Source organism: Aureispira anguillae, from assembly GCF_026000115.1.
Lineage (GTDB): Bacteria > Bacteroidota > Bacteroidia > Chitinophagales > Saprospiraceae > Aureispira > Aureispira anguillae.
The window spans coordinates 6062744-6084408 of the sequence record NZ_AP026867.1 but is presented as its reverse complement, the minus strand read 5'-3'; the positions used below and the strand labels follow the sequence as shown (position 1 = coordinate 6084408).

At 37.1% G+C, this 21665-nt stretch carries 13 protein-coding genes and 1 riboswitch; of the genes, 6 read left to right on the top strand and 7 right to left on the bottom strand.

Going from position 1 to position 21665, the window contains the following annotated elements; all coding sequences use genetic code 11:
• Nucleotides 1-50 precede the first annotated feature (50 nt).
• Nucleotides 51-563: a hypothetical protein gene (locus AsAng_RS23850; RefSeq protein ID WP_264789616.1), complete on the top strand. Its 513-nt coding sequence runs from the start codon at nt 51-53 to the stop codon at nt 561-563.
• 189 nt (nt 564-752) lie between these two features.
• Here AsAng_RS23850 and AsAng_RS23845 read toward each other — a convergent pair whose 3' ends face one another.
• The 5 genes from AsAng_RS23845 to AsAng_RS23825 form a co-directional block, all read right to left on the bottom strand.
• On the bottom strand, nt 753-1997 hold the full coding sequence (locus tag AsAng_RS23845) for a homoserine dehydrogenase (protein ID WP_264789615.1): 1245 nt from the start codon (nt 1995-1997) through the stop codon (nt 753-755).
• Nucleotides 1998-2177: 180 nt separating this feature from the next.
• A riboswitch (SAM riboswitch) is annotated at nt 2178-2288 on the bottom strand.
• Nucleotides 2289-2431: 143 nt separating this feature from the next.
• The gene (locus AsAng_RS23840; RefSeq protein WP_264789614.1) at nt 2432-3124 is read right to left on the bottom strand and encodes an ATP-binding cassette domain-containing protein; all 693 of its coding nucleotides are present in this window, start codon (nt 3122-3124) and stop codon (nt 2432-2434) included.
• Nucleotides 3117-4076 (bottom strand): hypothetical protein, encoded by a 960-nt coding sequence (locus tag AsAng_RS23835; protein ID WP_264789613.1) that lies wholly within the window; start codon nt 4074-4076, stop codon nt 3117-3119. Before AsAng_RS23835 ends, AsAng_RS23840 begins: the two co-directional genes overlap by 8 nt.
• Nucleotides 4077-4298: 222 nt before the next feature.
• A complete protein-coding gene (locus AsAng_RS23830; protein ID WP_264789612.1) occupies nt 4299-5498 on the bottom strand; it encodes a T9SS type A sorting domain-containing protein in 1200 nt (399 codons plus the stop codon).
• Between the two features lie 12 nt (nt 5499-5510).
• Entirely contained in the window at nt 5511-7883 is a 2373-nt protein-coding gene (locus AsAng_RS23825; RefSeq protein ID WP_264789611.1) for a tail fiber domain-containing protein, read from the bottom strand.
• A 1020-nt stretch (nt 7884-8903) separates the two neighbouring features.
• On the opposite strand from AsAng_RS23825, the gene AsAng_RS23820 reads away from it, so the two are divergent.
• Both AsAng_RS23820 and AsAng_RS23815 read left to right on the top strand, forming a co-directional pair.
• Nucleotides 8904-13721 carry an MG2 domain-containing protein gene (locus tag AsAng_RS23820; protein ID WP_264789610.1) on the top strand — a complete coding sequence of 1606 codons (4818 nt, stop codon included), beginning with the start codon at nt 8904-8906 and terminating at the stop codon, nt 13719-13721.
• A gap of 67 nt (nt 13722-13788) precedes the next feature.
• Entirely contained in the window at nt 13789-15609 is a 1821-nt protein-coding gene (locus tag AsAng_RS23815; RefSeq protein ID WP_264789609.1) for a TonB-dependent receptor, read from the top strand.
• Nucleotides 15610-15734: 125 nt separating this feature from the next.
• Here AsAng_RS23815 and AsAng_RS23810 read toward each other — a convergent pair whose 3' ends face one another.
• Together AsAng_RS23810 and AsAng_RS23805 are read right to left on the bottom strand one after the other, a co-directional pair.
• Entirely contained in the window at nt 15735-15977 is a 243-nt protein-coding gene (locus tag AsAng_RS23810; protein WP_264789608.1) for a hypothetical protein, read from the bottom strand.
• Nucleotides 15978-15983: 6 nt separating this feature from the next.
• Nucleotides 15984-16205, bottom strand: a complete 222-nt coding sequence (locus AsAng_RS23805; protein ID WP_264789607.1) for a hypothetical protein — start codon at nt 16203-16205, stop codon at nt 15984-15986.
• A gap of 302 nt (nt 16206-16507) precedes the next feature.
• On the opposite strand from AsAng_RS23805, the gene AsAng_RS23800 reads away from it, so the two are divergent.
• From AsAng_RS23800 to AsAng_RS23790, 3 genes are read left to right on the top strand one after another with little or no spacing between them, the layout of a single operon-like run.
• Nucleotides 16508-17356, top strand: coding sequence for a beta propeller repeat protein (locus AsAng_RS23800; RefSeq protein WP_264789606.1), 849 nt, complete (start codon nt 16508-16510; stop codon nt 17354-17356).
• Complete coding sequence (locus AsAng_RS23795) at nt 17325-17639, top strand: WD40/YVTN/BNR-like repeat-containing protein (protein WP_264789605.1); 315 nt, start codon at nt 17325-17327, stop codon at nt 17637-17639. The genes AsAng_RS23800 and AsAng_RS23795 overlap by 32 nt, the downstream gene beginning before the upstream one ends.
• Before the next feature lie 10 nt (nt 17640-17649).
• Nucleotides 17650-21639, top strand: a complete 3990-nt coding sequence (locus AsAng_RS23790) for a T9SS type A sorting domain-containing protein (RefSeq protein ID WP_264789604.1) — start codon at nt 17650-17652, stop codon at nt 21637-21639.
• Nucleotides 21640-21665 lie beyond the last annotated feature (26 nt).

The following is a 21665-nucleotide window of genomic DNA, read 5'->3' as shown; positions in this document are numbered from 1 at the left end:
ACCTTGTATGCTTTAACTGAATAGTTTGTAGATCATAAATAGTATAAAAAATGAAATCTTTAATCGTCACACTTTTATTAATAGTTAGTAGTTGGGGAGTAGCTACAGCTCAATTTCCTGAACATGTAAAAGTCCTAAATGTTGAATTAAATAAAACCCAAACCATAAAGGGGAATTTATCAGAAGGACGTTTTGTTGATTTGCGTTTTGGAATGCGTGGATCGGTCAATTGTTTTACAGAAGGGCAAAAAAAATACTTTAACGGACATCATCGTTTGTATGCGTTTAAGGTGCCTGCTAATACCAAGGTTTTGGTAGAATTAACCACCAATAATAATATGAGCTTATATGGTTATATGATTGATGCAAAACGATTTGATGTTCCTCCTTATTTGGAAAACGTGAGCAAGGCAGGTTGTAGTTCTAGCGCTAAACCTCAAGGAGAATTGGAGCGTATAATGCTCAAAGCGGGAACCACTGCAACGCATGTTGTTGTGGCGGTGACTGGAATTGAGGAAAACAGCACTGGAGATTTTACCCTAAAAGTAACTACTCGCCAATAAAATTATGGAACAATTCCAAGCTACCATAACTTAGAACTGTATCCATAACCAATAAACTCTAACTAACTAACTAACTTCTTAAAAAGGAATGAATTGAAACCAAAAATGAACGAGTAATTGGTATTCAAATTCATTCCCACGAGCATGTTTGAAGAACTTAACCGAAACTTCAACCATGCTCTTTTTATTTTAAGCTGTCTCCACGACAGCATTATTGGTCTTTTCTTGCACTATATTCGGTGAATCCTCAACGATTGCTTTTAGAACAATGGAAATATTGTCATTAAGTTGCCATTCTTCTTGTAGCAATTGCTCTAAGTAAATATTGCCGATCACATAGTTATAATCTTCAGATTCAAAACTCTGATTAATCGACTCAAAATCTGTCCATTGGACAGCATTTTTGTCGTTATATCGAACATAAACCTCTAATAGTTGCTGCGTAGAATAAGTAACAACAGTGGTTTGATGGAGTTTTTTATACTCATATTTATAACCGTAGGTTAGCGCACTAATGTCCGAAAGTACAGCTGATCCTGTTGGGTCACTTCCTGCTCCTTTACCACCAAAAAATTGTTGGTTGGCAAAAGCCGACTCCACTAAAATGCCATTAAATTCATTGTGTACATTGATGAGTGGATTATCTGGATTAATAAAGGTAGGAAGTACAAAAGCAGAAATATTTTGCCCTTGTTTCTGTCCATGTGCAATCAGCTTTATTTTTTGTTTATTTTGGTTAGCATAATTAACATCTTGATCGTTTAAATTTTGAATTCCTATATTCAATATATTCTCTGGGCGAACCAACAAGCCAAAAGCATGAAGTAAGGTAATGCACAATTTGTATTTAGGATCAAAGCCTCCTACATCTAAAGTAGGATCAGATTCTGCAAACCCTTTTTCTTGGGCTTCTTTTAGTGCTACTTCAAAATCCAGTCCCTCGTTTTTCATTTTGGACAAGATATAGTTGGTTGAACCATTAAAAATACCCGATACCGAATTCAATAAATCGTTGTCATAATACTCTTCCAAATTTCGAATAATAGGGATACTTCCACAAACCGCTCCTTCATACAGTAGAGGCGTTTGGTATTTGCTTTGTAAAAACAATAACTCTTCTAAGTGTTCAGCAATTAACTTCTTATTGGCACTAACAACTGCTTTACCCTTGATAAGAGCTGATTTTACAATATGATAAGCTGCCTCTGCATCATCAATTAACTCTACAACAACATCAATATCAGCATTGTCTAAAATATCTGAAGGATCAGTTGTAAAGTAACTGGCAGGAAGCGAACGCTCTTTGTCAGGATGTTTGATACAAATTTTTTCAATACTTGCATTAATTCCTTTTGTTTGCGAAAGTACGTTGTGTAAGCCTTGGCCTACACAGCCGAATCCAAAAATGCCTAACTTTAATATATTATTGCTCATAATTCTAATTCTTTTCTCTATAGATAATTAATAAATGCGGATTGCTTATCAAGAAAAAATGCCTAGGGAGCTTCTTTTTGTTGATGGAGTAGCGCTAAATCTACCAACAAAAAAACTCTCTCCTAGACAAGTGCTAGAAGAGAGTTTTGTATATTTTTAGTTATATATGCTCTGTTTTGCAACTTATCTATCTCTAATAATTTTATTAAAGAAGGATGTGGCACCTTTCTCACTTTGAGTAGGTTGCCAAGGTTTCATAGGGCCTATTCCCTCCACCTTTCTTGATAAGACATGGATAAAGATTTTACTCTTTATTATTAATTGAACTTTTTCTTTTGTTGACACAAAGATAGAGTAAAATGGATTATAAATCCAAATTAAAATGATTTTATTAACGTTTTGTTAACATTTTAATTGTTTAATAACAGTAATTTTTAAGGCGTATTTAATGCAGAAAGAACAGTAGTAACATCTTGACTAACAAGTTCTTTTACCAAAGATTGTAAGTCTTTGAAGTCGTTCTTTAAATATGTTTTTGCAAATTGACCATTTTTTAAGTAACTCACTTTGTCACAACAATCTGTAAGGGAGTGAATAATATGAGAGGACAACAAAATGGTACTTCCTTTGTCACGTAAGTATTCTAAGATTTGAATAATTTTTTCATTACTTTCTATATCCACTCCATTAAAAGGCTCATCCAAAATCAAGATGGGGCGATTTTGAGCTAACACTCCCATAAAGACTAATTTTTTCTTCATCCCTGTAGAATAATTTTCTATCAACTGATACAGTGGTAGTTCAAATATTTTATTCCAATGAAAAGGATCAAAATCAGGATTTTGTTTTCCAATCAAATTGAGGTATTCAATGCCTTGCATATAAGGATAAAAATAGGTGTGTGTTTGCATAAAGGCAATTTGATCACTATTAACCCATTTATTATGATAAAGACATTCTCCACTGTCTATGGACTTCAGCCCACAAATACTATTAAAAAAGGTGCTTTTTCCTGCTCCATTCATTCCCAATACGCCATGGATCTCGCCAGGTAAGAATTCCATATTAAGTTGGTTGAGAATACAATTTTTCTGATAGGAAACGGTTAAATTCTTTATATTAAGCATAGTGATGAATTAAATTTTCTTGTGCTTTTTTCCAAAAATGAATCAGCATTAAGACTGGAATTGGCCATAAAAAAGGAACCGTCAAACAGCCAACAAAAATGGCAAAAGGGATACTATTGTGAACTTTTTGACTATGAAAAGAATACGTTTTGTACTTCATTGCAATAGCAAAAATAAGCATCATTTGAGCAATAATACTAACAATAAATAAGGCTGCCCAATACTGGTACCCATGATGAAAACAAAGGAATAATAGGTAGTGTGGAATTAAGAGTAAATTGAATAACTTTAAACTTTTTAAGGTCTTTTTTTGCAGTAATTTTTGATCGTTATTAATTGCCAATAATAAATCTTTATTTTCATAAAATTGGAAAAAGTTAGCAATCCCTAATCCCATCAACAATAAAACAACAGGAACCGTAATTGGGTAGTAAGAAAAAATCAAACCCACTATATAAAGTAGGATAAATCCCAGTGGATTTTTTCGAAAACCACAGCGCCATTCAAATAATTCTAGTGGAATCCATTGAAGAGGAAATAGATCTGTTATTTTTTTCTCGCTTTCTCTAGCATAGGGAGGCTTTATAATTGATAAAATCAAAATACCTAGACTTAGTACAATTAAATTCGTCCATTTGGACCAATAAATAAAGCCAATCAAAAAAGGACTACAGATGATGTAGTATTCTAACAAAAAGAAAATAGTTAAAGGGATAGAAAGCTGCTCTAAAAAAAAACGATCTTTTCGAATCCAATGATTTCCTCCTACTGTAAATAGTAGTACAGCAGCAATCAGCCCACCTTGACTGGTCAAGATAAGTTGTAAAACGCCCAATACTGCAATTGCCAAAAGGGGAAATAAAATAATGAGATGTCCTATTCCAATATCTTTTAAAACCCTAAGGAATTGTTTGGCTCGAAATAGAATGTACTGTAAAAGGCTTGGAATCATAGGGCAACATATTGTGTACTACTTGTGAGAGGTTCTTTATTCTTCAAACAAAAAAAGTATACCTTGGTGAGGTATGCAACTTTTTAACACAACTTAACTAATTTTTTAGTTCTAATGCAATGTTTTATACTTTTTTAGAGCTCAAATAGAAAAGCCCCTTATTGAGCTTATTAACAATCTAATAAGACAATAAGGGGGCGACCATATGATTAATAAAGAAACCTATTGTTGACTTTTTACAAATTGCTCAGAAAAAGTACGGTTGCTATCATCCACAATACGGATAGAATAAATACCATCAATCAAATTACCAATATTATCTAGTTGTATGAGGAGGTTTGGACCAACAGCTTTTATGGTCTGTAAAACTAAACTACCTTTACTGTCAAATAATTGGATGAATGCTTGATCGGTATCTTCCTGCAAACGAATATTCAGGTAGTTTTCCGTAGGACTCGGAAAAACCTGAATATTGACGTTTGACAGTTGCTCTAAATTCGTTTCAGAAGAATTTGAAGCTATGGTTCTAGTATTGATGTTTCTAACGACAAAAGAAGAAAAAGAAGTCAACTCAGTACGAGTTTGCGCCCAATGACTGCCATTATTTATGACTGGGCTAAGGTTTTTAGAATTGCTTCCATCAAGATCTTCTCCCTGTGTAATAAGAGATTGGTCACGTGAAAAATTCTTCTGTTCTTGATTGGTCTCCCATTGCAGGGTTACTGCTGCTAGAGAGCCTCCAATTGTTTCTTCTTCGATGACCCAAGTTCTGTTAACCATATTCTCGGTTTCCGTAATTGCTATAGCATTAATTTGTTCTACTTGGTTTTTTACCCTTGCACGAAAATTATCTATAGTACCTTCATTTTTGATGACAACAGGGTTGTAGCCTGCATTTCCAATTGGAAAAATCGTCTTCGTTGCTGTAACTTCTTGCTGTAAAGCACCTGTGCCATTCGTTATAATATAATGCTTGGCATCATAATTATTAATGAAAGCATTTGGGTTCATAATCAAATGATTATTCCCTAATTCAACACGTCCATTATTGGATAAATCTAATTGGTAAGCAATCGTAATATCATTTTTTAGAATGAGACGATTGTTATTGCTTACTCTAAGATTAGAGATTGTTAGGGGAGAAGCGCTTGAAATTTTTTGGTCGCTAGTCCCTTCAAATGAAATCCATCCTGTGCCTAAATAGGCTGTATTTATTCCTGTTTGCACCCAGTCATTATCTAGGTAAACGGTACCTGTGTTTAGTATTTCGCCATTGGCTTGGTTCGAAACGCCACCATCCAGTATTTTAACTTTAGCATTGGCAGTTATTTTTATTTTTGCCCCCTGATTAAGTAGTCCTCCCTGTGCGAATAACAAACAAGGAAAGAAAATCAAGCAACTTATTTTTATATAGTTTTTCATATCCATGAAGTCTTATTTAGATGCTGAAGTAGCTTTTAATAAAGCCTTGATTGCTGTCAATTCTGCTTCCATTGCTTTTTGTTTGTTTTCTATCTCCTTTAACTTAACAATTTCTGCTTCCATCTTTTTGTTTTGAGCAGCCAACTGCTTGTTTTGCTGGCGAGTATCTTCAAGTTCTTCAGACAATTCTTGAACTGCTTTTACTAGAGGAACCGTAAATTCAGCATAACGCAACCCATAATGGTCATTTCCATTTTTAGGAGCATCAATACCACTAAATTGGTACCCTACCTTTTTAGCAGCAGTTTCTACCTCCTGTGCAATAAATCCAGTTTGGACTTCTTTAGCTTTTAACGCTTCAACAGCTCTTAAGCGCATGCTATCAGGAATGTTGTTGAATTGGGCAATAGCCTCCATATCCAAATTGTAAGTAACAGGGCGCAACTGCTTGATGAAATCTAAACCAGCCACCTCTTCTTTTACATTGGTTTTAAAACGCCCATCGGATACATTGGTCCAATTCGCAAAACCACCAATACTAGTGACTGTATTACTCCCCAAACGAATTTGATTAGATGCTGTAATATTGGTATTGCAACCTAAGGCCGTAGAGTTTGTGAAGGTAGATCCATTAAAAAATGCTCTATAGCCTAAAGCTGTATTGCATCTTCCTGTGGTATTATTATAAAGAGATTGATAGCCAGCAGTTGTATTTTGTTGCCCAGTTGTATTTCTATAAAGAGCATACCCTCCTTTGGCTGTATTATAATAAGCAGAAGTATTATTATAAAGTGCTGAATATCCCGCAGCACTATTAAAGCGCCCTGTGGTATTTCTATAGAGTGCATAAGTACCCGTTGCATTATTATAAGAACCTGTGCTATTATAGAATAGCGCTCTATATCCAGTTGCATTATTTAGCGTTCCTGTTGAGTTAGAATATAGGGCAAAAGAACCCGTTGCATTGTTATAACTCCCTGTTGTATTGACATAGAGTGCATAAGCACCTGTAGCATTGTTATACAATGCTGTTGTATTTCTATATAATGCTCTATATCCAGCTGCATTATTTAACCGTCCTGTTGTATTAGAATAAAGCGTTTGATAGCCATTGGCATTATTGTAACTTCCTGTCGTGTTGGAATAGAGTGCATTGGCCCCCGTTGCATTATTATATCCTCCAGTTGTATTGTTATTAAGTGCTCTGTATCCAGTTGCATTATTTTCTGTACCCGTTGTATTCGCAACAAGTGAATGGGCACCATGAGCACTATTATTAGCTCCTGTAGTATTTCTGCTCAAGGCATAGATACCATGGGCACTATTATTGCCCCCTGTAGTATTAAATTGAAGCGCATAAGCCCCTGTTGCAGTATTGTTTATTCCAGTAGTATTGGTGTAGAGCGATCGATAACCATGAGCGCTATTATTCGTTGCAGTAGTATTATTAAAAAGAGCATAAGCTCCGTTGGCACTGTTAAAACGTCCTGTCGTATTTCTATAAAGCGCATAATAACCGTGGGCAGTATTTAAAGAGCCCGTTGTGTTAGAAAAAAGTGCTCTATATCCTGTGGCATTATTATTACTTCCTGTCGTATTTCTATACAAAGTATAGGCTCCACTTGCATTGTTGAAGGCTCCAGAGGTATTGTTGTAAAGAGCATAAGCTCCATTCGCATTATTATATCGTCCAGTAGTATTGTTAAAAAATGTTCTATAACCAATGGCAGTATTTTGGAAACCAGTATTCGTATTACCGACTGCTGGACCAACAAATACAGAGTTGCTGGGGGTAAAAAGTTCTAGTTGCCCTTGTAGAGTAAGTCGTGCACGTGTATTGTTATTGGTACGAAAACTCAATGCTTGGTTATCTGTTGTACCCACAAAATTGATAGCAGAATTTGTTCCTACATTTCCATTTTCAGACCAATAAATAGGCGAAACAGGAGCAGCGACACTAGCCCAAGTAAAACCACCAGCACCATCTGTTGTTAGCACTCGTTCTCCAGCATCTTTTTCTAGAGGCGGCATACTTCCAGCTTTCAAGAAGGCTAACTGCTGATCTGTTAGGGCTAAATCTTTGCTGTTGGCTTTGTTGATGGGAACCCAGAGCCTGCCATCAAAGTAATAAAAACCAGGAACAAGGTCTTCAACCGTCTCAGTGTTATAAACTAATAAACTCGTTGCAGGATTCTGAATGGTTGAAACATCAGTAGCCCCTTTTAATGCAATTCGAGGAATCAGAATTCCTTTGTCTTGTGATTTAACATCTAAAATAGCAGATGGATCGGGATTAGAGTCATCTGCGCTAATGCCTACATTTTGAGCATAGATAAATATAGGAAAAAGGATTAATAATACGGGAATAAAAATTAATTGTTTCATTATTTTATAATTCTATTTAATTAGGTTAATTGGAAGTTGCTTAAACAACTTTAGTTTATAAAATGAATCAATCGCATAAAAAGTAATAGAAGTGTTTTAGACCAATACGAGGGATAAGACCTATCTATCAAATGGGCATGACAAATAAGTTTTATAGCAAGTTGTGATCTCTATAAAATTAAGTTTATTACGATATAATTGGGGTATTCTGTATTACTCAAATTAGTTCTTCATATTAATTGCATCATATTTGGGGATGAGGTTAACAAAAAGGTTATTTGGGACATACAAATGCCAATCTCTTTATTTATGTTTTTTGTGATAGCATAAAGAGAAATATAGTAATTAGTGTTATTACGTTTTTTTAGATGTATTCAAATATAGTTTATATATATTTAAAAAGCAAGAAGTTGTAACTTTGAAGTAACGCTTGGGAAATTATCTAACCAGTTGGTTTGTAGTTTTTTGGAGAGGTGTTCTTAGGGGGCAATGCTTTGAGATAGGTAACTTTGGTGATTCTTTAGGAGAAGAATATTAAGTCTTTGGGGGCTTGATTTTTTTTTGTTTTTTGTAAAAAAAAAAATTAATAATTGGATTTATGCACTCCAAATTAGAATAATTTGCAGTCTAATAAAAACAAGATTATTAATTGCTTAATAGCTCTATTAGTACGCCACTCTTATAAAAAAGGGCATCTTATTAATAGACATTATCACGAAACGAAGGTCATGAAATAATGAAATGGTATGCTTACAAAAAAATCTTGCTTTTTCGACGATACAACTCTATTATTTTATGAGTGCTGCGCAGTTCGTGATAATGTCTAATGAAGTTGTTTAAAAATGATCTTAACACCTGCGATCCAACCATAGCAGCCATCGGATCGGCAGCTATTTTTAGCCCGTAGCTTCCAGCTACGAAACAAAAAACGAGCTTTGCCCGATAACTACTAGCTTTGATCTCGAAAATCAACAACATTTTTAAACAACTTCAATAAGTTGAAGAATAAAAAACAAAAAAATGAAACAATTTATACTTTGTTGTTTGGGCTTGATTCAATGTTTTGTACTTCATGCCCAACATTTAGAGGCGATACGTCAAGATTATACGAATTATAATAAAAAGCAGGTAGAAGAAAAGGTTTATGTGCAAACTGATCGAACTTTTTATAAACCTGGTGATAATATTTGGTTTAATGTTTTTGTAACCAATGCCGAAAACAGCCCAAGCGCTAGAAGTGAGGCGCTTTATGCTGAGCTATATAATCCCAAAGGTGCCTTACTTCATAAATTAACCTTAAAAAATGAAAATGGCTATGGAAAAGGACATTTTAAGCTAACAACCAATGATTTGGGAGGTGTTTATACCTTAAGAGTTTATAGTTATTGGATGCAGAACTTTGATAAAAGTCATTACTTTGAAAAAAAATTGACCGTACAAAACATCTCTGCTCCAAAGTTATTAATGAAATTAGATTTTGAGCGAGAAGCATATGGAGCAGGAGATCAAGTTATGGCTACATTTGAAGCTAGAACAAAGGACAATCTACCGCTCGCCAATAAAACGCTAAGCTATACGGTACAACTAGGAGGAAAGCTACTCGTCGTAAAAAAGGCAACAACTAATGATAATGGCTTGGCTTTGATTTCTTATGAATTGCCCAAAAAACTCTTAACAAACGATAATCTAGTTAATATCCAAATTGAAAACGATGGGCTCATAGAATCTATTGCTCGATCTGCTCCAATTGTATTGCATAATCTGGATCTTCAAATATTGCCAGAAGGAGGAAATATGATTGCCAATCAGATCAATCGAATCGCTATTAAAGTGCTCAATGAATTTGGCCAACCTGCTGATATTGAAGCTGAGGTTGTAGATCGGCAGGGTAAGGTAATTAGCCATTTTGAGACATTTCATCAAGGAATGGGGGCTTTTGAATTAACTCCCCAAAAAGGAGAGCAGTATCAATTAAGAGTAATTAAACCTACAGGAATCAATCAACGTTGGAACCTGCCTAAAGTAGATAAGCATAAATTGGGAATTTATGTCAAAAAACAGGAAAGGGATCAGCTATCGATTGACATCTATAATCCTGTTGAGCAGAGCGTCATTATTTTGGCGCAGCAACATGGAAAACTCATTTATACAAAGGAATTTCAGGCAAAAAAAGGAGCTAATAGTTTACGAATTCCAACTCAGGATTTACCAATAGGAATCCTTCAATTGACCGTATTAGATACGTTGCGGCAGGTGCATGCAGAGCGCCTAGTTTTTGTTAATAAACATCGAAAACTAAATATTGATATTCGGACCAATAAAGAAAAATATACGCCTAGAGAAAAGGTAAAGATGGACATTATTGTGCAAGATGAAAGTGGAAAGGGGGTTGCTGGATGTTTTTCTATGGCTATAGTAGATGACAAGCAACATAGTTTTGCTGATGATAAGCAAGATAATATATTATCTTATTTATTGATGAGTTCAGGGCTAAAAGGGGATATTTATGAACCTAGCTTTTATTTTGATCCCAAGGAAGAAAAAGCTGATGAAGCCTTAGATTATGTCCTCTTGACACATGGCTGGAGACGTTTTGATTGGCAGGAAATATTAGCAGGAAATATACTTCCTATAAATTACAAAGTAAACGCCCAAGAAATAGCAGGCTATCTAAAAATTGGGGATCAATTAGCCAAAAATCAAACCATATTTTTGGCCGAAGGACAGGCTCGTTATACCAAGAAAAAGGCCTTGGCCACAGTTCAAACGGATGACAATGGTTTCTTTAAATTTGAAAATATAGCCGTTAAGTTTCCTGCTTATCTATGTGCCAACTACCACGGCGAGTATCATGCTGTTCCCATTTATCAATATTCCAAAAGTGGGATAAAAAGTAATCGAATTAATCATTATGTTGACAAATATGAAACGACTTATTTTGCAGCTTATCAGGCAAAAAATAAAAACAATAGCCTAGAAGGGGTTTGTATGGATAAATCCAATATGGGAACGGCTTTGGGTGCTGCAACCATCCTTTTAAAACAGAATGAAAAGGTTGTTGCAAGCACCTTATCTAATTCTGATGGAAGTTTTAGTGTACCTGCTCTCAAAGCAGGATTTTATACGGTGGAGGTTATCTTTATTGGAAAGCAACAATTAGTGATTCCTAAGGTAGAAATTACCAATAAAGCAACCTTGTTTTTGGAGGTGTATATGGCGAATGAATATGGAATGTTGGACGATCAATTGCTGGCTTATGAGTTGGATACAAAAATTAAACAGAAGAAGGAAATAGCAAGACCAATTGTAATGGATTCCAATAGAAATAGAGTTGAGATTGTATACGAAGATGGGGAGAAACTAGTTTTAGAAGATTATAAAAGTACAAGAAAATCAGCAAGTTTATCAGACTTAGAGGGAGAAGTACTGTTAGATGCAAATTTTCCTATACAGCCCAATGGAATGACGGATGAAGACTATATAGAACACCTTAAAGATTTGGCCGAGCGTGGAGATTTAAGATTGTCTAATGAAAGAGAAGTACAGGGAAGAAAACAGCTAAGTGCTAATGAAATTAGGGTACAGGCAGGGATAGAATCAACCAATCATTATACCATTTCTAATCGTTACAATGTTAATTCTAAAGTAGAGCAATTTAAAATAGCAAGTTTGTATTTAGAACAAATTGAACCCCAAAAGGTCGATTATGCCATTGTTCAGCAGTTCTATGAACCTAACTACAGCCAGCAGCAAACTCCAACTCGACGCAGTGATTTTAGAAAAACAATTTATTGGAATCCTAATATTGTGACCAATGAAAAGGGGAAAGCTTCAGTTGTTTATTACAATTCGGATGAGATCACTACGTTTAGAGCTATTTTAGAGGGAAATACAGCCCAAGGAGAACTGGGACATAAAGAACATACTTATGCTGTTGATTTACCATTTAGTATTACGACTAAGCTTCCTACAGTATTAAGTTTTGGCGATACCATTCGTATTCCTGTTGTACTCAAAAACAATAGCTCAAAAGAATTAACTGGAGATTTTAAGGTTGAAAATCCTGCTTGGTTAACGCAACTGAAAACTTATCCCTCACAAGTAACTATTCCTGTAGATAGTCATCGGGTGTTGTACTTGGAATATCAAGTGGCTTTTGAAAAGGGAGAAGGCGTTTTTGCTGTTGGATTTGAAGCCCTACAGCTTAGTGATTGGGTAGAAACATCCGTTTATACCATTTCTAAGGGCTTTCCTGTAAATTTTGCTATAGCAGGACAGGAGTTGGAGCAAACAGATACATTTATTATCCAAGATGCGTACAAAGGGTCTATGGAATCGGAGTTATCTATTTATCCCAATATATTAGATGGCTTAATAGATGGAGTGGAAAGCATTCTAAATTCACCAAGTGGTTGTTTTGAGCAGGTATCTTCTAGTAATTACCCCAATATTTTAGCCTTAGATTTAATGGAACAAATGGGTGATTTAAAAGCTGGTGTACGTCAAAAAGCGTTGAACTATCTTAAAGATGGTTATGCCAAGCTCACTGCTTATGAAATTAAAAATGGCGGTTTTGAGTGGTATGGGCGTGCGCCTGCTCATGAAGGTTTAACGGCTTATGGACTGGTACAGTTTCACGATATGCAAGCTGTTTATGATCAAGTAGATCCTGCTATGGTAGAGCGCACCAAAACTTATTTGTTGAGCCGAAGGGATGGCAAAGGTGGTTTTGAACAAAATGTAGGCAAATACGGCTTTAGTGGCAACAAAACAGCTTTGTTTAATGCTTATATCACTTGGGCTTTGTCAGAAGTCGGAACGTTTGATTTATACAAAGAAATTGAAGCAATGACAGAAGAAGCGATTGAGAGCGAGGATTTATATCGCATGAGTTTGGCTGCTTTGACTCATTTTAATGTTGGTGATCAAGAAAGAGGCGAGGACTTATTGGCTACCATTCAAACGATGATTAGAAAGGTTGGAATAGAACAGGTCAAAGCAGAATCTACGGTGACTTACTCGTATGGAAATGCCTTAAATTTAGAAACCTTGTCTTTTGCGGCTTTGGCCATGATGAGATCGAATCAACGCAATGAAAATCTATTGGTTCGTATAATCAAACATTTATTAAGCAAACGACAAAATGGGCGTTTTGGCTCTACTCAGTCTACGGTTATGGTCTTAAAAACGTTAAGTACTTACGCTAAATCAGTAGGAAAAGGAAGAGAAGATGGCAATTTGGTTGTGCTGGTTAATAACAAAGTGGTTAAAAACGTAGCGTATAAAAAGAGCGATCCTGTAAAAATTAAGATAAAGGATCTTCACCATTCTTTTGTAGAAGGGCAAAACATTGTTACCCTAAAATATGAAGGAACGACTAAGGCATTGCCTTATAGTTTGGATGTTAATTGGACGGCTCGGACACCTCAAAGCCACGTTGCTTGCCCTCTTGTATTGCATTGCCAGCTTAATAATGATAAAGCCCATATAGGTGAAACCATTCGTTTAGAATTAAGTTTGGAAAATAAATGGGATAAAAATCTCCCTTCAACAATGGCGATTGTAGGTATTCCTGCGGGCTTATCACTGCAACCTTGGCAGTTAAAAAATTTACAAGAAAAGGAAGCCTTTGCTTTTTATGAATTAAAAGATAATTATCTGATATTGTATTATAGAGGAATGGAAGCTAAAGAACAGAAAAAACTTTCCTTAGATTTAAAAACGGAGGTACCTGGGAGTTATACCGCTCCTGCTAATTCAGCTTATTTGTATTATGGCGATGAGCATAAATATTGGTCAAAAGGAGCTGCTATTCAAGTAGACATTCAGCCATTTTAAACCCTTGTAAGGCAGTCCTATTCAGCAATATTATTACACACACCACCCTAGCCATCAAAACCACCACATGAGACACTTATTGTTATTTTTATTCGTATTAATCAGCCATCTTAGCAGCGCACAATCTTTGGGCGAAGATGTCTATATACAGTATTATTTGGGGCGTAGTGTACAGCGTACTCAGTTGTTTAATGAAACGGGGTTGGGGAAATTTATTGTTTTTAGAAATATTCCTGCCAACTGGATTCGAGAATACCAGCGAACCAATGCTTTAGAAGATATTCAAGGGCTTTTTGGTGCAGTTGAACCAAAATTTGAACCCTTAAGAGAAAATTCTTTTTTAGTGGATTTTAAAGGCGCAAATTTGGGTGAACTAGATCTAAGTTTTAGAGGAAATATGGAATTCAAAAAGGTGTCAGGGCAATTGAGCGTTAATGCTCATTGGGGCAACCAAAAGAACGACTGGAATCAAGATGGCTATTTGGATATACCACTCAAAAAACGAATATTTTTGCACAATTCTTGGACCATATCGCTCAAAAAATTTACTTCTATTAATACGATTTGTCTTTTGGGAATGGAAACCCAAGGAGGGCAAATGAGCTTTGATAAAACAACGGATTTTTTAACAAAAAACGCCTATGGAAATGGGGGAGGAATAACGCATTTGGTTGGAGAATCTTCCAATTTTGTGGCCACTCGAAGCAAAGATATGTTCTTGATTAATTTTAGGGTAGTAGATCATAGTCAAGATAATTATTATGGTTTGCGCCAGTATAAGGGCAAAGAGTGGAGTGTGAATACCAAAGCACAATATAGCTACCGATTAGAGAATGGCTTTGACTTATTTTTGTTTGGTCTCAATTATAAATACCAGACCATCAGAGAGCAGTTTGATAGCCTAAAATTAGAACGAAAAGAATCTTTTGGTGGGGGCTATATGGGCTATGAAACGTATTTTGGTAAAAAATTTAAACTATCGACAAGAATTAATATTGCTTATCACAATTTAGCAAAATGGATTTTTATCCCTCATTTAAAATTTGATGCTACTATTTTAAAATCATTGAGTGCCAATGTATTTGGAGGCTCAGGAATGAGATACGCCAATATTTTGAGTGAAAGTGCTGCCTTTTTAGTAAGCAATAGAACGATTGAGTTAAAATCACCTTTAGTTCCCGAAAGGGCGTGGTATTATGGCGCTTCTGTTAATTATGGAACTTGGTTGCGTTTAGGTTGGGACTTTTATACCTCTATGAATTTGCAGTTCTACCATACCATTTACCAAAACAAGGTAATTATGGACATGGATCAGGATGCCTATAAAATTTCTTTTTATAATTTGGATGGAAGGGCTGAAAAAATATCGTTTGAACTAGATGGACAAATTAGATTGGCTAGACCTCAAATGGGATTGAATATAGATTATCGTTTGGATTTTATCCATTCTACCATCAACAATATTTATCGTAGAGAGCCTTTGTACTCAATGCATAGTATCTTACTGGCATTTGATTATAGAATGAGAATTAGAGGAAGGTACATTTGTGACATTACAAGCCAATTACATTGGTATGGCCCTCAGCGGTTGCCCAATGTAGCCCCTAAGATAGCTACTGCTCCTAATCCACTGTACCCACTTGAATCATCAGATGTTTATCGTTGGGATTTGAAGGTAGAATTTCCATTTTATGCTTGGGTTCGAGGAAAAAATAAATGGAAAAATTTTGTCTTTTATGTTGGAGTCGATAATGTGCTAAATTCTATTCAAGAGCTGCCCTATATAGGTCATGATAGACCCTTTGACCGAGATTTTGATGGCGGCTTGTTCTGGAACTCAACCGTTGGTCGGCGATTTTATGGAGGATTTACTTATGTCTTTAAATAATTGCGATGTAATAATCATTATGCAAGTAGTATATTAAGTCTAGTATTTATGGACTATCTGTATACTACTTGCATAACCTTTAATTGTTTACAATAGTTCGTTAAAAATTTAGGCAGCGATTCTGCCTAACTATAATAATTTAAGTTTGGCTTGTTTATTAAAACTACTGTTTGGGCAAATCCCAAACTCGTAAAAAAATAAATCAAGCATAAGTTCATTGAAATACAGATAGCTGCTATGCCACCAAATTCTAATCCTCTCTCTGCTCTACTAGCATATCCTGACCAAAAATATCCTACTCCAGAAGTATTGTTACCACTTTTAGGTATAAAAGTTGGGTCAAAGGCTAGTATCTTTTTATAGGACATCGTTTGTTAAACCAACTCAGAATTAAATGCTTTGAAATCAAATTCCTTTTTGAAATTTTCTCGGTAGCTACTTTCCTTCATCTGACCATATCGTGCCATTTGCAAAAAGTTGATGCGACCTCGAATACTCAAAAACATCATCATAATATGTACAAAAAACTTCTTTCTACTTTTATTAATTCTCGGTATTTTGTTTAATATTTGCTCAATGAGTATTTCGATATTCATTGGGTGAAAATTTTTTGTTTTTGTTGTGGTAAACTCAAACTTAATAATTTTCACCCTTTTTATTTATATCTAATTTTTCAACGAAGTATTGTTTTAAAAAAAACTAAAACAATGTAACTAATTGTAAAATAGTTTATTAAATAGAAGTTGAAAATGAATTTTTAATAAAAAATATTTGAATTGTGAAAATTTATACCTAACCTTGTATTACCCCACGAAGCTAGAGTAAAAGGTTGATAGTCTTTTTTTTATGCCAATCGCTAAAAGAAAACACGATTTGTTTACAATAAAACCTAGCTTTTATGAAACACCCACAAATGTTAATAATAGGGCTCTGCCTATTATTCCACAACGGTTTTGGACAATTCCAAATCTCCCCCGATTCTTCATTTTATCAATTCTTAGACTCTTTTTATGTGCATTACCAAGCCGATAGCGCAGAAGGTGGCATTTACAACCAAGTACGGCGAGACAAGATGACTTGGGGACCTCGCCTAGCGCCCACTGGCAATATGAGTAGGGCGAATAAGGCAATGCTAGATTATACCAGACTTTACAGCGGTATTTACAACAACAGCAACAATTTGCCACCAGTAGGAACAACTCCTATTGTCATTCCTCCTGTTCATCCATTGGCATCGGATTGGGATGAATTGGGACCGAATCAAACCATTCATTTAGGAGGTGATGGACGGGGAATGGGACAAATTCATCGACTGGCCTTTCACCCGAATTACGATTCTGTCAACAACCAAACGATTTATGCAGGTTCCCATTATGGCGGTTTGTATCGGACGGATGATGGCGGTTTAAATTGGTACAATTATCATACAGATAGAGGGCTGCCCATGACTTCTATTGGTGGCATAGCGGTATCGAGCAGTCGAGTATTTGTCTGTACAGGAAACGGCGATCATGGTTATTCGTCTTTTGGTTTGCAAGCCAATTATGATCCACTTAGAGGCGTGCTTAACAATGCAGATCCCATTCATACCCAAGGCGTATATTTTAATCATACCGCTAATGACCATTGGGTATCGATGAATGGCAGTGCAGTGGTGATGATTGATGGAACGGTAAAGTCGGATTTATTGGAAGTTTTTGAATCAGGGGGGCACCATGCGGAATATTATTGTGCATCCGACCAATGACCAAATTCTTTTGATTGCCACCAGTCAAGGAATCTTTAGAACGCAGAATAGAGGATTTTCTTGGGAGCAAGTTTTAGTAGGACCAGCAGCAACAGGAGGTGGTTTTGTCTTGGATACAGAATGGCGAGGGTTGGAATTTCATCCTACGAATCCCGATATTGTTTATGCCAGCGGACGAAATATTTATGAGTCCGTAGATGGTGGGCAAACTTGGACTGCTTTAACGGGAACAGGAGCCAGTTTGGATTTTTTTGAATACCAGTTTTCCCCTTATTTTGCCTGAGCGGATAAACGTGGCTACCACGCCTGCTGCTCCTCATTTGCTTTATGTTTATTTGATAAGGCATCAAGCCATGAGCCTACTGGTTTATAGTCGAAACACTGGGAATTGGCAACATTTAGAAACGAGGACAGGATTATATGAAACAGGGCTTTGCAAACCTGCTTGGGCAGGAATATCCGTATCTCCTGTTGATTCCAATCACGTTTGTTATGGATGTACGGTTGTAAGAGGAAGTTATGCTGCTTTTTCTGGAGCTTTTAGTAGCTGGTCGCCCTACGCCAATGGGGCATTTCATGCAGATGTACACAGTCTTGCCTTTAGTCCTAATAATGGCAGTGAAATTTTTGCAGGAACCCATGGAGGCGTGAGTAAATTACCATTAGGGGGCAGTACCTCTGATTGGGTTTCTTTGTACGATGGGCTAGGAGTAGCTACAATATGGTCTTTTGACGACTGGGAAGGCAATGATAGTTTAATTGCTTTAGCGCAACAAGATGTAGGGACGAATATCACCATAGATAATGGAACTAGTTGGGGGCAAATGGCGGGTGAAGACGGCTATGGAACTCGAATTGATGACCAAAGTGGAGATCTTTTTTTTCGCCAAAATGATGGAACAAGTTTTCATCGTTTAGTAATGTCCCCTTTGTCTTATAGTCCTAATAATACTCCCGATGGTCAATGGCTGCCATCGGACGTTCCAAGCACCTTTCCGATGTTAAATCATCCTAAAAATGATTCTTTGTATTTTGGGTTTACCGAGCTTTATTTGCGGAATGCCCATACCAGAATAGATTCTTTAGTTGCCATAGATACTTTTCCTGCTACAAATAGCTTACCCAATGGTTTGAGTTCTAATGCGACCAATTGCGATGCGATAGGAGCAAGCCCTGGTGTAAATCAAATTTACCAATGGGTTCAGCCAGTAGGTTCAGGGGGCTTATCTGCCCCAGGCTTTTGCGTGGTTCGGACTTACCAGACCATTTTAGATAAATGGGGGCTGAAATCCAACCTAAAAAGGTATCAAGCTGCAGATGACAATCGTAGAATCTTAGAAATCGGCTTCTCCGAAGACGAAAACAGTGATTATACCTATTTGGTGACCCTAGGGGATAATTCTGAAAATCGGCGTTCGGACTTTTATTTTAACAATGGTTTGGGCTGTGATACCTGTTTTGTCTTAAAAAATGCAGGGTTACCCATTGATACCACAGCAGCAGGAAGTGATCCCAACCCCATTACGGGAATAGCCGTAGATCCCTTAGATGGAAAGCGTTTGTGGTTGAGCTTTTCGGGCTATAGCAAGGACATAAAAGTATACTATTCCAGCGACTCAGGGAGTACATGGACGAGTTATGACGATGCCAACAATGCCTTGGCTAATCTAAATGTTCCCATTAACAACATTGTCTACCAAAGAGGCACCAAAGACCGTTTGTATATTGCAACGGATGTTGGGGTTTATGTACGGGAAGATGGGGGCGATTGGTTGCGTTATGGGGAGAACTTTCCCAATGTACGAACAACGGAATTAAAGATCAATTACTGCCTCGGCAAGCTCAGAGCGGCAACCTTTGGGCGTGGCGTATGGGAGTCGGACTTGTTGCCTGCCGAAACGGATATTAGTTATCGCAGTTTCCGCACGATTTCGGGTACTGAAATCTGGTCAACGGACAAAAATATGAGTCGAGACATTAAAGTAAAAACAGGGGCAACGCTAATCTTGGACAGCATCACCTTAAATATGCCCAAAGGGGGGCTTATTGTGGTCGAAACAGGAGGGATTTTGATGGTCAATGGCAGTACCATTACCAATCTTTGCGGACAAACTTGGCAGGGCATTCAAGTTTGGGGAAACTCTGCAATGCCTCAACTGCCGAGCCATCAGGGGATGATCGGGCTCAATGGTTCTAGAATAGAATACGCCAAAAATGCGATTAGCCCTTGGCAAGTGGGCCATTATCCTGATATAATAGCGGGGACAGGTGGAACAGGTGGGCTAATTCGAGCAATGGACAGTGAGTTTGTCAACAATTGGCGTTCCATAGATTTTATGCAGTATCGCTCTACGACAGCCGAACAGAGTAGTTTATTAAATTGCACCTTTACGGTTAATGATGCCTATCGCCCCTTTAATCAAGACAGTATTCCCTTCTTTTTGGGGCATATCTCGATGTGGGGAATCGGCGGCACAGAGATCAAAGGCTGTAGCTTCAAGGATGAGCGAAGCAATAAGGTAGGCGATGCGGCTAGAGGGGGGAGTTTTGGGCTACTCAGCTTGGGGGGCAGCCCGCAGTTGAGGAAGTGGGTGTACTTGGATAAACGCAATCGTTTTGAGGGCTTGGAGCGAGGGCTAGACTTAACGGGTCCCAGTCTTAGCCCTTTAACCGCTACCGTAGACGAGTGTAATTTTATAGACAATGAGCAGGCTTTGACCATACGGGCGCAGAATCATGCCGTGATTATTAGGGACAGTTTTGTGATTGGGGGCTTTGCTGCTGCTGCGCCCAACCACTATGTAGTAGAGGAATATGGATTGGGCTTGATTGCCAATACGGCCTTTGTAGTGGAACAAAATGTCTTTCAAGCTTCTAGCACTGACCAGACGCTCGGTTCTTGGGTGGAGGATGCTGGCGCTGGTGGTAACCAAATTAGAAATAATCAATACCACAATCTAACGGGAGGCAATCTAGCGCATGGGCGTAATGATGGCGTTTTGCCTGATGATGGAATGCAATATCTTTGCAATCAAAATAGTAGCAATGCTTATGATTTTACGGTTTTACCCAATATTATGACCAATGCCGCTCCTGCTAGTATTGGTGCACAACAAGGTAGTATTACCCAAGCCAGTAGAAATACCCTATCAACGCCCATACAAAGTTTGCCCGCTCAGGCGCAATTTTATAATTATAGCTACAATCCAATATTGGGGCAGTTAAATGCCCCTATTGCTTATTATTATACAAGTGACCCTCAGGTTAGTTCTGCTGAATCTCCTGACCCTGCTCTATTATTTAATACAAACCATCAAGTAGTTCCATTTGGGAACACTGCTTTTTGTGCTGATCATTATACCGGAGTCGGCGTTTATAAAATATCTGATGCAGAAGGAAGCCCCCTAAGCCTAGCAACACTCAAAGCCAATTATTACCAGACCCAAACAGCCTATGATTTATTGGAAGAAAACTATTCTAATTTAGATCCCGCAGATAGCAGTTTGGTCTTAGAACAAGCGGGAGAATTGGCAGGAGCCAATCGAGAAGTCTTCTTTTGGGCAAATGAAGTTATTAGAGCCTATTCCAACGATAGTTTACCCCATGAAGATAGTATAGCGGTTTGGATTCAGAAAAAAACAGGTTCAGAGGCGGTCTATGAATTGGTAGAACATTATTGGAGGATAGGACAGTATAATACAGCCTTGGAATGGATCGATTCAATTCCTGCTCAATATAGCTTAGAGGAACGTGCTTTAAACAATCAGGACGATTATAAACGTTTAAAACAACTATTATATACGGCATACCAAGCAGGGAGAACAGAAGCCAACTTAGAAAAAGCGGAAGTGGAGGTTTTAGAAGAAATTGCCGCTACTAAATGGGGTTTTGCAGCGGTACAGGCAGGCAATATCTTAAATTTCTTTTATCGAAAGGGGATTCTTTATTATCCAACCTTGCCCGATAGAACTCCAATAGAAGGGCGTTATATTCCTGCTACCAACAGTAAGCCTAGTTTTGCGAGTGAGGAAGCCATTTTAGAGGGAAGCCCCAGTCCTGCAATCAATTGGGTAGATATATCGTATCAATTGCCTAAGGGAATTAAAAAAGGAGATTTGATAGTGACGGCTACCTCAGGTGCTAAGATTGCTCAATTCAAATTGCAAAACAATTTGGGACAACTTACGTTAAATACAAAAAATTGGGCAGCAGGAATTTATTTTGCAGTTTTATATTCAGAGGGGCAAGCATGTAAGGTGTTTAAAATTGTGTTACAAAAATAATTTAATGAATAGCCTATTTCTACGCT